Origin of the sequence: Phenylobacterium sp. J426 (genome assembly GCF_024699945.1) — a bacterium.
In the GTDB taxonomy this organism is placed as follows: domain Bacteria; phylum Pseudomonadota; class Alphaproteobacteria; order Caulobacterales; family Caulobacteraceae; genus Phenylobacterium.
Window position 1 is genome coordinate 2,436,990 of sequence record NZ_JAJOMY010000001.1, and the last position, 15,210, is coordinate 2,452,199.

Sequence of the window (15,210 nt, forward strand, 5' to 3'; positions counted from 1 at the left end):
CGCGGCTGACGGGCCAGGGAAGCGCCCCGCCTTCGCCCAGGGCGCGCTTCCCCTCAACCCCCGTCTTCGCGTAAACGGACCGCGCCCCCACATGTGGGGGCTGAAGTCATTGTTTCCGCAGACGAGACCCCATGCCGAGCCTGCCCAAGCCTTCGCTGAACGAGATCCGCGCGCAGTTCCTGCAGTTCTTCGAGAGCAAGGGGCACGCCGTCGTTCCGTCGGCTCCGCTGGTGCCGCAGAACGACCCGACGCTGCTGTTCGTCAACGCCGGCATGGTGCCGTTCAAGAACTACTTCACCGGCGCCGAGACGCCGCCCTGGCCGCGCGCGGCCTCCTCGCAGAAGGCCGTCCGCGCCGGCGGCAAGCACAACGACCTCGACAACGTCGGCTACACCGCCCGCCATCACACCTTCTTCGAGATGCTGGGCAACTTCTCGTTCGGCGACTACTTCAAGGCCGACGCCATCAGCCACGCCTGGGAGCTGCTCACCAAGGTGTGGGGCCTGCCCCCTGAGAAGCTGCTGGTCACCGTCTACCACACCGACGACGAGGCGGCCGACCTCTGGAAGAAGATCGCGGGCCTGCCCGACGAGAAGATCATCCGCATCGCCACCTCGGACAACTTCTGGTCCATGGGCGACACCGGCCCCTGCGGCCCGTGCTCCGAGATCTTCTACGACCACGGCGACCATATCCCCGGCGGCCCCCCGGCAGCCCGGACGAGGACGGCGACCGGTTCGTCGAGATCTGGAACCTCGTCTTCATGCAGTTCGAGCAGTTCGCCGACGGCACGCGCACCCCGCTGCCCAAGCCCTCGATCGACACCGGCGCCGGCTTGGAGCGCGTGGCCGCCGTGCTGCAGGGCGTGCACGACAACTACGACGTCGACCTGTTCAAGGACCTGATCGCCGCGATCAAGGCCGAGCTCGGCCAGCCCGACAGCGAGACCACGCCCTCGCACCGGGTCATCGCCGACCACCTGCGCTCGTCCAGCTTCCTGATCGCCGACGGCGTGCTGCCGTCGAACGAGGGCCGCGGCTACGTCCTGCGCCGGATCATGCGCCGGGCCATGCGCCACGCCCACCTGCTGGGCGCCGAGACCCCGCTGATGCACCGGGTGGCCCCCACGCTGGTCAAGCTGATGGGCGACGCCTATCCCGACCTGCGCCGCGCCGAGGCCAGCATCGTCCACACCCTGAAGGACGAGGAGGAGCGGTTCCGCCGCACGCTGGGCCGCGGCATGACGCTTCTCGAAGAAGCGACCGCTGGGCTCGCCGAGGGCGACGTCCTCTCGGGCGAGGTGGCGTTCAAGCTCTACGACACCTACGGCTTCCCGCTCGACCTCACCCAGGACGCGGTCCGCGCCAAGGGCCTGACCGTCAACCTCGACGAGTTCGACGCCGCCATGACCCGCCAGCGCGAGATGGCGCGCGAGGCCTGGACCGGCTCGGGCCAGCAGGCGGCGGCGGCCGAGTGGTTCTCCATTCGCGAGCGCCTCGGCCAGACCGACTTCGTGGGCTACGACAACACCGAGGCGACGGCCGAGCTCCTGGTGCTGGTCAAGGACGGCCAGGAGGTGGAGCAGGCGGGCGTGGGCGAGACCGTCCAGGCGCTGTTCGACCGCACGCCCTTCTACGCCGAGAGCGGCGGCCAGGCCGGCGACAAGGGCGAGGTCGAGTGGGACGGCGGGAAAGGCCGGGTCCTCGACGTCCAGAAGCAGGCCGGCGACCTCCACGTCCACGACATCGAGATCACCGAGGGCCGTCTCGCGCCCGGCGCCCGTGCGCACCTGATGGTCGACGCCGAGAACCGCACCACCACGCGGGCCAACCACTCGGCCACCCACCTGCTGCACGCCGCCCTGCGCAACGTGCTGGGGCCGCACGTGACCCAGAAGGGCCAGATGGTCGACGGCGAGCGCATCCGCTTCGACTTCAGCCACGGCGGCCCGCTCACGGCCGACGAGATCGACCGCATCGAGGCCGAGGTGAACGCCGTGGTCCGCCAGAACCTCGCGGCCGAGACCAAGAACATGAAGCCCGCCGAGGCCATCGAGGCCGGCGCCATGGCCCTGTTCGGCGAGAAGTACGGCGACACCGTGCGCGTGCTCACCCTCGGCAAGGCGCTGACGGGCGAGGGCGACTATTCCGTCGAGCTCTGCGGCGGCACCCACGTCGCCCGCACCGGAGACATCGCGCTCTTCAAGGTGGTGTCGGAGCAGGGCGTGGCGGCCGGCGTCCGCCGGATCGAGGCCCTGACCGGCGAGGCCGCGCGCCGCTACCTGCTGGAGCAGGCCGGCGTCGCCAAGGGCCTGGCCGAGCAGTTCAAGGTCCCGGTGGCCGAGGTCGTCGCCCGCGTCGAGGGCCTGCAGGCCCAGGCCCGCAAGCTCGAGAAGGAGCTGGCCGACGCCAAGCGCCAGCTCGCCATGGGCGGCGGCGGCGGCGGGGCCGCGGCGGGTCCTGAGGAGATCGGCGGCGTGAAGGTGCTGGCCCGCGTCATGGACGGCGTCGGCGGCAAGGACCTGCGGCCCATCGCCGAGGAGTTCAAGAAGCAGCTCCCCGACGGCGTCATCGCGCTGGTGGGCGTGGCCGAGGGCAAGGCGGCCGTCACCGTGGCGATCACCGGCTCTGCGACCGCGAAGTTCAACGCCGGCGAGCTCGCCAAGGCCGCGGTGCTCGCCATGGGCGGCCAGGGCGCCGGCGGCCGTCCCGACTTCGCCCAGGGCGGCGCCCCCGATGGCTCCAAGGCCCAGGACGGCCTCGACGCCATCAAGGCCGCGCTGGCGGGCTAGACGGCAAAACGCCCGCCGCGGGGTCCGCGGCGGGCGCTCTGAGTACCGCGTGAGGCGAGGGGGCCTTAAGCCGCCAGCGCCTTGTCCAGGTTCGCGGCCACCTTGTCGATGAAGCCCTCGGTGGTCAGCCACCCCTGGGTGTCGCCGACCAGCAGGGCCAGGTCCTTGGTCATCGAGCCGCTCTCGACGGTGTCGACGCAGACCTGCTCCAGGGTCTTGGCGAAGCGGGCCAGCTCCTCGTTGCCGTCCAGCTTGGCGCGGTGCTCCAGGCCCCGGGTCCAGGCGAAGATCGAGGCGATCGAGTTGGTCGAGGTGCTCTCGCCGCGCTGGTGCTGGCGGAAGTGGCGGGTGACGGTGCCGTGGGCGGCCTCGGCCTCCAGCGTCTTGCCGTCCGGCGTCACCAGGACCGAGGTCATCAGGCCCAGCGAGCCGAAGCCCTGGGCCACCTGGTCCGACTGCACGTCGCCGTCGTAGTTCTTGCACGCCCAGATGAAGGCGCCCGACCACTTCAGCGCCGAGGCGACCATGTCGTCGATCAGGCGGTGCTCGTAGACCAGGCCCGCGGCCTTGTACTGCTCGGCGTACTCGGCCTCGAAGATCTCGGCGAAGATGTCCTTGAAGCGCCCGTCATAGGCCTTGAGGATGGTGTTCTTCGTCGACAGATAGACCGGGTAGTTGCGGTTCAGGCCGTAGGCGAAGCAGGCGTGGGCGAACTCGCGGATCGACGAGTCGAGGTTGTACATGCCCATGGCGACGCCGCCGCCCGGGAAGTCGAACACGTCGTGCTCGATCTTCTGGCCGTCCTCGCCTTCCCAGCTGATCTTCAGCTTGCCCTTGCCGGGCACCACGAAGTCGGTGGCCTTGTACTGGTCGCCGAAGGCGTGACGGCCCACGATGATCGGCTGCGTCCAGCCGGGGATCAGGCGCGGAACGTTCTTGCAGATGATCGGCTCGCGGAAGACGACGCCGCCCAGGATGTTGCGGATGGTGCCGTTCGGCGACTTCCACATCTTCTTGAGCTTGAACTCTTCGACACGGGCCTCGTCCGGCGTGATCGTCGCGCACTTGATGCCGACGCCGTACTTCTTGATCGCCTCGGCCGCCTCGATGGTGACCTTGTCCTCGGTGGCGTCGCGGTGCTCGACGCCCAGGTCGTAGTACTCGATCGGCAGGTCGAGGTACGGGAAGATCAGCTTGTCCTTGATCAGCTTCCAGATGATGCGGGTCATCTCGTCCCCGTCGAGGTCGACGACAGGGTTGGCGACTTTGATCTTGGCCATGAGGGGGAGGCGCTCCGGACGGTAATTCGAGTGTCGGGGCCGTATAGCCGCCTCACGCAGCGACCGCAAAGGCCGAAGCCGCGACTTAACCGACGCTTGATCGAGCCAGCGCCGCGACGTCGGCCAGCAGTTTCGCCCGGGCCTGTTCGTCGAGCCTCAGCCCCGAGGCGAAGATCGTCAGCGCATAGGCGCGCCGCTCGGGCAGGGTGAACACGCCCACGTCCACCAGCGCCGGGGTGATGCCCAGGTCCGGCCGGGCCGTCGAGATCAGGTGGGCCCGGCCCTCGCCCCGCCGGATCATCCGGATGAGCTCACGCCCGGCGGCCCGCGAGACGAGCTCGCCGCCACCCAGCTTGCCCAGGAACTCCAGCATGCCCACCGGCGTGGCGGTGTCGCGCGGATCGGCGACGTAGCGCTGCAGGGCCGCCAGCCGCGCCGGCTGCGGCGCCTTGGCCAGCGCCTGTTGGAAGACGGCCTCGGTCCGCCACTCCGGCCGGAACGACGGCAGGCCGTGCCGCTCCACCATCACCTCGCGGGCGTAGCGGTCGACCCGTACGCCCCGCGCGCGCTTGGCGTCCAGCCAGGCGGTGACCGCGCCGGGACCGCCGATCCGCTTCATCAGGACGTCGGCCGCGGTGCTGTCGCCCGCCACCGCGGCGGTCATCAGCTCGCCCAGGGTGAAATCGCGCCGCGCCGGCCAGGCCTCGGCGATCGCAGAAGGAGGCGGCGACAGCTGCTGCGCCTCCAGAACCGTCCGCTCGTCCAGCGACAGGCGCCCGGCCTCCGCCTCGGCGGTGACCGCCGCCGCCAGGGGCAGCACGAACGCGCCGGCCATCGGGAACGGACGCTCGCCCTCGAAGCTGAAGTGCTCGCCGCTCTCCAGATTGGTCAGCCCGACGCCCAGCGCCCCGGGGGCGATCCGTTCGGCGATCTCCGCCACGCCGGTGTTCAGCCGGTCCATGTCGAGCCTCGGCGTCCGCGAGGCCGTCAGCGGCTGGTCCTGGCAGCCGCCAGCCCCGAGGACGAGCCCCAGCGCGGCGCCCCCGGCCAGCACGGTGCGCCGGCTGAGGGTTGCGTTCGCGCGGGATGGCTTCTCTAAACGCGGCATGTCCGAAGCTTCGCCTACTGTTCCTGTCGTCATCCTGAACGCGCCACAGCTCGCGGAGAACATCGGCAGCGTGGCGCGCGTCATGGCCAACTTCGGCCTCTCCGAGCTGCGGCTGGTGAATCCGCGCGACGGCTGGCCCCAGGAACGCGCCTGGGCTTCGGCCTCCGGCGCCGACTGGCCGCTGAACGGCGCGCGCGTGTTCGACAGCGTCGCAGACGCCATCGCCGACCTGACGCTGGTGTTCGCAACGACCGCCCGCCCGCGCGAGCTGACCCTGCCGGTGATCACGCCCCGCCAGGGCGCGGCCGAGCTGCGCCAGGCCGCTGGCGAGGGCCAGCGCACAGGCCTGCTGTTTGGCGGCGAACGCGCCGGCCTCGAGACCCAGGACATCGCGCTGTGCCAGGCGGTGGTGACCATCCCGATCGACCCGCGCTTCCGGTCGCTGAACCTCGCCCAGGCCGTCGCCATCAACGCCTACGAGTGGCAGGCCAGCGCCGCCGATCGCCCGCCGACCAACTTCCGCCAAGGCCCAGGTCCGGCCACTGGCGAGGCGCTTCTTGGCCTTTACGAGCACCTCGAACGCGAGTTGGAGGCCTCGGGCTTCTTCCACCCTCCCGAGAAGACTCCCAACATGATCCAGAACCTGCGCTCGGCGCTCGGGAAGGCGCGCTTCACCGACCAGGAGGTCCGCACGCTGCGCGGCGTCGTCACCGCGCTCAGTCGCGGCCGCGGCAAGGTGCTGGAGAAGATCGCCCGCAAGAAGGAGAACGACGGCGGCGACTAGCCTGCCTTCGGTCTCAGGATCACGTTCTGGGTCAGCGTGTACTGCCGGAAGGCGTGGGCCACTTCATAGCCGTGCTCTTCGATCCAGGCGAAGACCGCATCGCGGTTCGCCGTGTCGATCTCGAGGAAGATTGTCGGACGGTTGGCGGCCAGAGTCCGCTTGAGGCCGTTCAGCACGCCCAGCTCGTGGCCCTCGACGTCGATCTTGATGAAGTCGATCTTGCGGTCGGCGAACAGCTCGTCGCCGACCACCAGGCGCAGCCGGCCGTCTTCCTGCTCCACCATCCGGGCGGCGCCCAGGTTGTTGCGCGGGAACTGGGCCACGACCTGGCGGGGCGCATCGGACAGGCCGACGCCCACGTGCTGGGTGTTCACGACGAGGTAGTTGAGCGCCAGATTGGCCCGGAGCAGCGGGATGGCCTCTGGGTTCGGCTCGACTACGATCACCTCGCCCGGCTGGCAGTACAGCGCCACGTAGATGGCATGGTTGCCGACGTTGGCGCCCACGTCCAGGAACACGTCGCCCGGCCTCAGATAGCCCTCGATGACCGAGAGGGTGTCGGCCTCGTAGAAGTTGCCGTTCAGATGGAAGTTCTGCACGGCGTCGGCCATGTTCTTGACGAAGAACCGCACCTGTCGGCCGCGGTGGGAGAACTCGGTCAGGACGCCGGGAACGTGGGTGATCGACATGGCTCGCCTTTGCCATGAAATGCGCGGCCGTGAAACGCGGCGCGGGACGGCTTGCGAGACACGGATGACAACGCCCGCGCCAGCAGGCTTGATGGCGGCAAGACAGGGGGAACGTCGATGAACCGCAGACAGCTCGTGCTTGCCGCCGCGGCCATGGGGCTGGCGCCGGCCGCCGCCGCCCAGACGGTTGCAAGTCCGCTCCGCGCCGCTGCCCGCGAGGCCTGGCTCTACGGCCTGCCGCTGATCGAGATGGCCGGCACACGGGCGCGGGCGTTCGCGACCCTCAACCCCGGCGCCAATCGTTTCGCCCATGCCCGCCGGCTGGCGGGCCCGGAGAGCCGCGCCGTCACGGCGCCCAACAACGACACGCTCTATTCCAGCGCCTGGCTCGACCTCACCCAGGGGCCGGTGACGCTGACCATCCCGCCCACCGGCGACCGCTACATCTCGGTGGCGGCCATGAACATGTTCACGGACAATGACGCGGTGATCGGTACGCGCACGACCGGCGGGAACGGCGGCCGTTTCATCCTGGTCGGACCGGGCCAGGCCGGCGGCGGCCCCGGCGTCGTGCGTATCGCCACGCCACACGCCTGGCTGCTGGCCCGGACGCTGGTCGACGGCGAGGCCGACCTGCCTGCGGTCCACAAGGTGCAGGACGGGCTGATCCTCGAAGGTCCGACAGGCGCGGGGCTCATCGCCGCGTGGCCCAAAGTTCCCGGCCGCCAGGCCCCGGCGCTCGACTATCTCGAAGGCGTCGCCGCCATGCTCAAGGCCGACCCGCCGTCGGTCACGGACGGCGCCTTCTTCGCTCGGGTCGCCGCCTTGGGGCTCACCCCGCGGGGCGATTTCGACCGCGCGCGGTTCTCGGCCGCCGAGGTGGCCGAGATCGAAGCCGGCGTCGCCGACGCCAAGGCCGCCCTGCGCAGCGCGGGGCCCATCGGGGCGGGCGCCGGCCGGGTGGTCGACGGCTGGACCTATCCGCCCAACACCCTGGGCTTCTACAATCAGGCATACGCCTTCCGCGCCGCTGTGGCGCTCGGCGGCCTTGCCGCGCTTCCGCCCGCCGAGGCCATGTACATGCACCCCGAGGGCGACAGCGGCCGGATGTTCACCGGCGCTGGGCCCTATCGCCTCCACTTCCCTGCCGGCAAGCTGCCCCCGGTGGACGGCTTCTGGTCGCTGACGATGTACGAGGGTACGCCCGAGGGGCAGTTCTTCCTCGTGGAGAACGAGGCCAGGCGCTATGCCATCGGCGACCGCACGCCGGGTCTCGCCCGGAACCGGGATGGCTCGCTCGACATCTGGATCGCCCGCGCCAACCCCGGGGGCGCTCGCGCAGCCAACTGGCTGCCGGCGCCGAAGTCCGGGCCCTTCACCATGAGTCTGCGCGCCTACCTCCCCCGACAGGAGCTGCTGGACGGCCGCTGGCGCGTGCCGCGGATTGTGAAGGCCTGAGGGCTGAGGACGCGGACGGGAGTTTTCTTGACTCTCCGCGCCTCGCTCGGCATATCCGCGCCTCTTCCGCCGCCGGGCCTGCCCGGACGGTCGGCAAGTCTATGACGGATTGATGCGAAGCCGCCGTTGAGATCGCGCCTCCAATGAGGGAGGAGCCGGCCCGCGTCGACAGAGAGTGGAATATGTCCAAGCGCCATAGCGCCAAGTACAAACTCGACCGCCGGATGGGCGAAAACGTCTGGGGTCGTCCGAAGTCGCCGATCAACACCCGCGCCTACGGCCCCGGCCAGCACGGCCAGCGCCGCAAGAGCAAGGTCTCGGATTTCGGCCTGCAGCTGCGCGCCAAGCAGAAGCTGAAGGGCTACTACGGCAACATCACCGAGAAGCAGTTCGTCCGCATCTATACGGAAGCTGCGCGCCGCAAGGGCAACACCTCGGAGAACCTGATCGCGCTGCTGGAGTCGCGCCTGGATGCGGTCGTCTACCGCTCCAAGTTCGTCCCCACTCCGTTCGCCGCCCGTCAGTTCGTCAACCACGGCCACGTCCTGGTGAACGGCAAGCGCGTGAACATCGCCTCCTATCGCGTGAAGCCGGGCGACGTCGTCTCGGTCCGCGAGCGTTCGCGCAACATGGCCCTCGTGCTCGAGGCCCTGCAGTCGGGCGAGCGTGACACCCCCGACTACATCACCGTGGACGTGAAGGGCATGAGCGCCACCTTCGTCCGCGCGCCGGAACTGGCCGAAGTGCCGTACCCGGTGAAGATGGAGCCGAACCTGGTCGTCGAATTCTACGCGTCGTAAGACGCTGACCCGTTCGGAAAAGCTTGCGAAGGCCCCGGAGCGATCCGGGGCCTTTTGCTATGGTGGCCCGATGAACCGACGATGGGTGCTGCTGGGACTGCTGGGCGTGGCGGCCTGCGCGACGACGCCAACTCGCCTGCCGCCGCCACGACTGCTCACCCCGGCCGGCGCCACGCTGCCGGAACTGGAGCCGCTGCATCTCGCCTGGCCCACGGAAGAGGGACTGATCATCCGGGTCGCCTCGAAGGGCTGCACGGCCAAGGCCGACATGCGCTTCTACCTGGAGCGGCCGACCGGCGGCGGGCCCGCCCGGCTGGCGTTCGGCCGCGCCAGGGTCGACGCGTGCCGCATTCCGCCCGGGTCTGCGGCCGGCCAGGTCGATCTCGCCTTCACCTGGAGCGAGCTCGGATTGCCGCCCGGGTCGCAGGTGGTGTTGCTCAATCCGCTCATGATTGCGCCGGGGGCCCGAGCCGCAACGCCTCGACAGGCTCGCCGTGGTCGGTATCGTGAGGACGATGCAACCCTGGGTGATCGTCTCCATGTTCTGGGCCGTTCGGCTGCGACTGATCTGCGGCGCGTTTCTGGCGGCGGGCTTCCTGGCCGCTGGCCCGGCCAAGGCCGACTGGTATCGGGCCGAGACCGACCGGTTCGTCGTCTATGGCGAGGGCCGCGAGGCGAAGGTCCGTGATTTCGCGGTCAAGCTGCAGACCTTCGACAGCATGCTGAGGGTCTTCCATCCCGTCACCAAGACCAAGGCGACGGCGACCAAGGTGCATGTCTACCTGGTCGATGGCGTCCGCGACCTGCGCCGGATCCGCCCTGGCCTGCCGAACCAGGTCGCCGGCTTCTACTCGGCTTCGAACGAAGGGATCGTCGCCGCCGCAGCCACCGCAGGCGGCATGCAGGCCGACGACGTGCTGTTCCACGAGTACGCCCACCACTTCATGCTGGAGAACTTCCCCAGCGCCTATCCCGCCTGGTTCGTGGAGGGGTTCGCGGAGTACTTCATGACCGCCGAGATCACCGAGGGCGGGGTGAAGGTCGGCGGCTACAACCAGGACCGCGCCGAGGCGCTGTTCTTCGCCTCCTGGCTGCCGTGGGAGGACATCTTCGGCAAGACGACGGGCGAAACCCGCAAGCGTGACCGCTACGCCTACTATTCCCAGTCCTGGCTGCTCGCCCACTACATGTACAGTGATGACGCCCGGACCAAGCAGCTGGAGAAGGCGCTGACGGCCATCGCCGCCGGCGCCCGCGCCGCTTCAGGCCTTTCATGACGCCACCGGGCTGGACGCCGCGGCGCTCGACCGTGAACTGCGCCGCTATCGCAAGCTGCGGCTGTTCATGGTGCGCGTCCCGCCCCCGGCGGCGGAGAGTGTGAAGACCGACCGGCTCGGGCCGGGCGAGGCCGAGTTCGTGCTGGACCACGCGCGCCTCATCCTGAGCCCGACGGGCGAGCTCGACCAGGCTTACCTGGATGGCGTCCGCGGCCGCGCGCAACGTTATCCCGCCGATCCGTTCGCCCAGCGGACGCTGGCGCGGGCGGAGTTCGTCATGGGGGATGTGGCCAGAGGGGGAGGCCATTGTCCGGACGCTGCTGGCGGCCCGGCCGGACGACGTCGAGAACCTGCTGATGGCTGGGACGGGCCAGATCCTGGCCGGCATGCGCGAGCGGGAGCCTGAGGACCGCGTCGTCCGCTTCCGGGCGGCCCGGCCGCACCTGGGCAAGGCCTACGCGCTCGACAAGGAGGACTTTCGCCCGCTCTACGCCTATGCCCTGGCCCGGTCGGTGGAGCCCGAGTTCCCCACCGACAACGACATGACCGTGCTGCTGGAGGCTCGGGCCCTGGCCCCCTCGGTGCAGGAGAACGCACTGCGTGCGGGGCTTGCGCTGCTGAAGAAGGGCCGCCTGGAGGATGCGCGGCGCGTGCTGGCGCCGGTGATCAACAACCCTCACGCCGGCGCGTTCGCCGCCCAGGCGCGGGCCCTCCTGGCGGGGCGCTCCGAGGCCGAGGCGCAGGCCGCAGCCAAGGCCGCCGAGGCTGAGGAGGCCGCCGAGCCGGCGTCGCCGCCGAGGCCAGGCGCGCCCGCCCAGCCCGCGGCGTGAGCGGTTACTGCAGCGCCCGGCGCTCGTGTTCCGGCGTTTCGGCGGGGTAGACCTCCAGCCGGTCGCGGGGCAGGGCGTGCGGATACCGGTCGTTGAGGAAGGCGATCAGCCCCTCGCGGACCGCGCAGCGCAGGTCGAAGGCGTCTCCGGCGTTCCGGGCGCCCACCAGGCAGCGCACCTCCATCGTGCGCTCACGGGCGTCGGTGACCTGCAGCACGACAGTTTCCCGGTCCCAGAGCGGCGAGGCTTCGACGATCTCCTGCAGCTTGCGGCGCAGAGGCTCGAGGGGCGTGGAATAGTCCAGGTACAGCAGGACGACGCCGATCAGGTCGGCGGTCGTGCGGGTCCAGTTCTGGAACGGCTTCTCCAGGAAGTACTTCAGCGGCACGACCAGCCGTCGCTTGTCCCAGATGCGGATCACCACATAGGCCGAGGTGATCTCCTCCACCACGCCCCATTCGCCCTCGACGATGAGCGCGTCGTCGATGCGGATCGGCTGGGTCAGCGCGATCTGGACGCCGGCCATGATGTTGGCCAGCAGCGGCTGCAGGGCGAAGCCCACGATGATGCCGGCGGCCCCGCCCGCCGCCAGCAGGCTGACGCCGACCTGCCGCACGCCGGGCACGGTCATCAGGGCGAAGGCGCAGGTCAGGACGATCACCAGGATGGCGCTGGCCTGGCGCAGGATCCGCACCTGGGTGAAGTGCTTGCGGGCGATCAGGTTGTCGGCCACGTCCACCCGAAAGCGCTTCATGTAGAGCGCCGAGCCGATGTCGAGGGCGGTCAGCGCCACCCAGCCGACCAGGACGATGAAGGCCACCAGCAGGCTGTGCTGGATGAAGGCGGCTTCGCGGCCCGAAACGGGGCTGACGCGGATCGCCCAGCTGGCCGCCAGCAGCATCAGCGCCAGCCGGCCGGGGCCGCGGGTCCGGACGACCAGTGAGCGGGTGAAATCGCTGCGGCGGCGCAACCCTCTGCGCACGGCGCGGACCAGCAGGCCGTGCAGGCCGATGGCGGCGACCAGCGCGAGAGCGATCAGGACCAGGCCTACGGCCCAGGGCGGCGCCCAGGGCGCGAGCCCGTGGATGAAGCTGTCGATCGGCATCGGAGTCCAACCCCCGAACGCCGGTCGGGTTCAACCCTAGGTGAAGAGCTCCACCATCCACGGCGGCACCCGTCGCGGCTTGCCGGTGGCCTGCTCGATCAGCACCCAGGTGGTGCGCACCTGGGCGCACATCTGGCCATCAGGGCCGTCAATGCGGATGAAGCGGTCGAACCGCGGCCCCTCGGCCACGTCGGACACCCAGGTGCGGCCCTGGGCGGTCTCGCCTGGCATCAGGGCGCGGCGGTAATCGATCTCATGGCGCAGCGCGATCCAAGCCCAGGTGGCCTGGGCGTCGGCCGGCGCGAGGCTCCGCCAGTGGCTGGTGCCCATGTCCTGGGCCCAGCGCAGATAGACAACGTTGTTCACATGGCCGTTGTCGTCGATGTCGTCGGGCGTCGGCTCGAACGTCAGACGGAAGACCTGCCGGCCCTCCGGCGGCTCGAGCAGTTTCGTCACGCGAGAGCCTCCCCGATCTGGACAGTCCAAATCGGAACAGGAGGCTCGATTCTTGGAGTGCGGACGCGTCGAGCGGCGAAACCGGCTTCCACTTTCGCCTACGCGTCCGCCAGGAGGCCCTGTTCGGCGAAGAGCGTCTTCAGCTCGCCCGACTGGAACATCTCGCGGACGATGTCGCTGCCGCCCACGAACTCGCCCTTCACATAGAGCTGCGGGATGGTCGGCCAGTCCGAGAACGTCTTGATGCCTTCGCGCAGCTGCTCGTTCTGCAGCACGTCGACGCCGGTGAATTCGACGCCCAGGTGATCGAGGATCTGCACCACCACGGCGGAGAAGCCGCAGCGGGGCTGTTCGGGCACGCCCTTCATGAACAGGATCACGGGGTGGTCGGCCACCGCCTTGGCGATCCAGTCGTGCACGGCGGGGTTGGCGGTCGCGGCGTCGGTCATCTCGGTCGCCCTTTCGGCGGGAAATCGTCTGGCCCAGAGCTAGGGACGGCGACCCTCAGGGTCAAGCGCGCCCTGTGGTCCCTCAAGCCGGCGCCGACGTCTCCAGCGCCAGGGCGTGCAGCTCGCCGCCCATCTTCCCCTTCAGCGCCGCATAGACGAGCTGGTGCTGGCGCACGCGCGGCAGGCCGGCGAAAGCCTTCGACACGATACGCGCGCGATAGTGGTCGCCGTCGCCGGCCAGGTCCTGGATCTGGATGTCGGCGTCCGGAAAGCCCTCCTTGAGGGCGGCTTCCAAGTCTTCGAGGGCCATGGGCATGGCGGGGTTCTAACCCCGCCGCCCCGCCTCAGTCGATGCCCTCAATCGAGGATGGCCGAATAGATGATGTTCTTCAGCTGGCCGCGGAAGTTGAACGTCGCCGACGGCATCAGCTGGGTCATGAAGACGACGGAGAGGTCCTCCCTCGGGTCCACCCAGAAGATGGTCGAGGCCGCGCCGCCCCAGTAGTAGTCGCCCAGGCCGTAGCCGCCGCTCTCCACCTGACCCTGTGTGGACGCGAAGCCCAGGCCGAAGCCGACGCCGTCGTAGGCCGTCTCGGAGAACGCGCCGATGGCCAGCTCGGTCAGGCTCTTGCCCCCCGGCAGATGGTTCATGTGCATCATCTCGATGGTGCGCGGACCCAGCACGCGATGGCCGTCCAGCTCGCCGCCCCGGCGCAGCATCTCGCAGAACCGCAGGTAGTCGGCGCTGGTGCCGGTCAGGCCGCCGCCGCCCGACTGGAAGCCCGGCGGCTGGAGGAAGATCGAGGTCTCCGGGTCGTCGATCAGCTTGAGCTGCTTGTCCGCCCCGCGTTCGTAGTTGGCCGCGAACCGCTCGCGCTTCTCCGGCGCCACGTGGAAGGCCGTGTCCTTCATGCCCAGCGGCTCGAAGATGGTCTCGCGCAGGTACTGCTCCAGCGGCTTGCCCGAGATGATCTCCACCAGCGCGCCGACCACGTCGGTCGCCAGCGAGTACATCCAGGCGGTCCCGGGCTGATAGCGCAGCGGCACCTGGCCCATCTTGTCCATGAAGGCGGCCATGGAATCCTGGCCGCCGATCGAGCGGATCTTCAGGCTGCGGTACACCTTGTCGATCGGATGCTGCAGGCCCACGCCCGGCAGCCCGCCGCCGTACGTGAAGCCGGCCGTGTGGCTCAGGACGTCGCGGAAGCTGACCGGACGCGCCAGCGGCTCCGTCACCATGTCCTCGCCCTCGCCGGACACCCAGACGCGATGGTTCCGCCACGACGGCGCGTAGCGGTGCACCGGGTCGTTCAGCTGGAAGTGGCCCTGCTCATACAAGGTCATCAGCGCCACCGAGGCGATGGGCTTGGTCATCGAATAGATGCGGTAGATCGTGTCATCCCGCGTCGGCTTGTTCCGCTCGCGGTCCATCAGGCCGAAGGACTTGAAGTAGGCGAGGTGGCCGTGGCGGGCGACGCTCACCTGGCAGCCGGTGATCTTGCCGGGCTCGATATAGTTCCGCTCCAGATGCTCGGTGATCCGCTCGAGGCGGCCAGCGTCCAGCCCGGTCCACTGCGAATGGGCGTCCATCGAAATCTTCCTCCGGCTATGCTTCTCGTTCTAATGGTCGGCATCATGGGCGCCGAAGCGGGAGAGCGGCAATGCAGGAATTGGAGGCGCTTGGCGCGGAGGTCGGCGAGCGGCTGAAGGAGCTGGGCCATACGGTGGCGGTGGCCGAGAGCTCGTCCGGCGGCCTGATCTCGGCGGCGCTCCTCGCCGTGCCCGGGGCCTCGAAGTACTATCTGGGCGGCGCGGTGGTCTACACGCCCAAGGCCCGCGTCCTGTTCATGGACATCCCGCGCGAGGCGCTGGAGGGCATGCGTTCGGCCAGCGAGCCCTACGCCCTGCTGCTGGCCCGCACCGCCCGCGAACGCTTCGGCGCCACCTGGGCGGTGTCGGAAACCGGCGCCGCCGGCCCCACCGGCAATCCCTACGGCGACGCCGCCGGTCACACCTGCCTGGCGGTGGCAGGACCCGTCGAGGCGGTCGTCACCCTCGAGACCGGCGAAGCCGACCGGTCCGCCAACATGCACGCCTTCGCCGCCGCCGCGCTCCAGCTGCTGAAGCGGGCGCTGGACGCCTGAGCTTCCCCACAACGCCACGTCATCCGGGCCGCAGTCCCC

14 protein-coding genes and 1 pseudogene are annotated in these 15,210 nt (G+C 69.7%); 7 read left to right on the plus strand and 8 right to left on the minus strand.

Going from position 1 to position 15,210, the window contains the following annotated elements; all coding sequences use genetic code 11:
- Nucleotides 1–131 precede the first annotated feature (131 nt).
- Nucleotides 132–2,791 (plus strand): annotated as a pseudogene (gene alaS / locus LRS10_RS12815) (alanine--tRNA ligase).
- Nucleotides 2,792–2,856: 65 nt separating this feature from the next.
- Here the strand turns inward: alaS and LRS10_RS12820 are convergent.
- Both LRS10_RS12820 and LRS10_RS12825 read right to left on the minus strand, forming a co-directional pair.
- Nucleotides 2,857–4,071 carry an NADP-dependent isocitrate dehydrogenase gene (locus LRS10_RS12820; protein ID WP_257837599.1) on the minus strand — a complete coding sequence of 405 codons (1,215 nt, stop codon included), beginning with the start codon at nucleotides 4,069–4,071 and terminating at the stop codon, nucleotides 2,857–2,859.
- An 85-nt stretch (nucleotides 4,072–4,156) separates the two neighbouring features.
- Nucleotides 4,157–5,179, minus strand: a complete 1,023-nt coding sequence (locus tag LRS10_RS12825) for a class A beta-lactamase-related serine hydrolase (RefSeq protein WP_257837600.1) — start codon at nucleotides 5,177–5,179, stop codon at nucleotides 4,157–4,159.
- On the opposite strand from LRS10_RS12825, the gene LRS10_RS12830 reads away from it, so the two are divergent.
- Nucleotides 5,178–5,963, plus strand: a complete 786-nt coding sequence (locus LRS10_RS12830; RefSeq protein WP_257837601.1) for an RNA methyltransferase — start codon at nucleotides 5,178–5,180, stop codon at nucleotides 5,961–5,963. The two genes, LRS10_RS12825 and LRS10_RS12830, sit on opposite strands and share 2 nt — an antisense overlap.
- Here LRS10_RS12830 and LRS10_RS12835 read toward each other — a convergent pair.
- The gene (locus LRS10_RS12835) at nucleotides 5,960–6,652 is read right to left on the minus strand and encodes an FkbM family methyltransferase (RefSeq protein WP_257837602.1); all 693 of its coding nucleotides are present in this window, start codon (nucleotides 6,650–6,652) and stop codon (nucleotides 5,960–5,962) included. The two genes, LRS10_RS12830 and LRS10_RS12835, sit on opposite strands and share 4 nt — an antisense overlap.
- Before the next feature lie 117 nt (nucleotides 6,653–6,769).
- On the opposite strand from LRS10_RS12835, the gene LRS10_RS12840 reads away from it, so the two are divergent.
- The 4 genes from LRS10_RS12840 to LRS10_RS12855 all read left to right on the plus strand — a co-directional run bounded on the left by LRS10_RS12840 (nucleotide 6,770) and on the right by LRS10_RS12855 (nucleotide 11,017).
- Nucleotides 6,770–8,110, plus strand: a complete 1,341-nt coding sequence (locus LRS10_RS12840) for a DUF1254 domain-containing protein (protein WP_257837603.1) — start codon at nucleotides 6,770–6,772, stop codon at nucleotides 8,108–8,110.
- 182 nt (nucleotides 8,111–8,292) lie between these two features.
- The gene (gene rpsD, locus LRS10_RS12845) at nucleotides 8,293–8,910 is read left to right on the plus strand and encodes a 30S ribosomal protein S4 (protein ID WP_257837604.1); all 618 of its coding nucleotides are present in this window, start codon (nucleotides 8,293–8,295) and stop codon (nucleotides 8,908–8,910) included.
- A 539-nt stretch (nucleotides 8,911–9,449) separates the two neighbouring features.
- Nucleotides 9,450–10,187 (plus strand): hypothetical protein, encoded by a 738-nt coding sequence (locus tag LRS10_RS12850; protein ID WP_257837605.1) that lies wholly within the window; start codon nucleotides 9,450–9,452, stop codon nucleotides 10,185–10,187.
- Nucleotides 10,188–10,471: 284 nt separating this feature from the next.
- Nucleotides 10,472–11,017 (plus strand): hypothetical protein, encoded by a 546-nt coding sequence (locus LRS10_RS12855; RefSeq protein WP_257837606.1) that lies wholly within the window; start codon nucleotides 10,472–10,474, stop codon nucleotides 11,015–11,017.
- 4 nt (nucleotides 11,018–11,021) lie between these two features.
- On the opposite strand, the gene LRS10_RS12860 is transcribed toward LRS10_RS12855, so the two are convergent.
- From LRS10_RS12860 to LRS10_RS12880, 5 genes are all read right to left on the minus strand, one after another.
- Nucleotides 11,022–12,122, minus strand: coding sequence for a mechanosensitive ion channel family protein (locus LRS10_RS12860; RefSeq protein WP_257837607.1), 1,101 nt, complete (start codon nucleotides 12,120–12,122; stop codon nucleotides 11,022–11,024).
- 36 nt (nucleotides 12,123–12,158) lie between these two features.
- Nucleotides 12,159–12,578 (minus strand): thioesterase family protein, encoded by a 420-nt coding sequence (locus LRS10_RS12865; protein ID WP_257837608.1) that lies wholly within the window; start codon nucleotides 12,576–12,578, stop codon nucleotides 12,159–12,161.
- 98 nt (nucleotides 12,579–12,676) lie between these two features.
- Nucleotides 12,677–13,027, minus strand: a complete 351-nt coding sequence (gene grxD, locus LRS10_RS12870; protein ID WP_257837609.1) for a Grx4 family monothiol glutaredoxin — start codon at nucleotides 13,025–13,027, stop codon at nucleotides 12,677–12,679.
- A gap of 82 nt (nucleotides 13,028–13,109) precedes the next feature.
- Nucleotides 13,110–13,343 (minus strand): BolA family transcriptional regulator, encoded by a 234-nt coding sequence (locus LRS10_RS12875; RefSeq protein ID WP_257837610.1) that lies wholly within the window; start codon nucleotides 13,341–13,343, stop codon nucleotides 13,110–13,112.
- A gap of 41 nt (nucleotides 13,344–13,384) precedes the next feature.
- Nucleotides 13,385–14,617, minus strand: coding sequence for a serine hydrolase (locus LRS10_RS12880; protein ID WP_257837611.1), 1,233 nt, complete (start codon nucleotides 14,615–14,617; stop codon nucleotides 13,385–13,387).
- Nucleotides 14,618–14,688: 71 nt separating this feature from the next.
- Between LRS10_RS12880 and LRS10_RS12885 the strand changes: the two genes are divergently transcribed.
- Entirely contained in the window at nucleotides 14,689–15,171 is a 483-nt protein-coding gene (locus tag LRS10_RS12885; protein ID WP_257837612.1) for a CinA family protein, read from the plus strand.
- Nucleotides 15,172–15,210 lie beyond the last annotated feature (39 nt).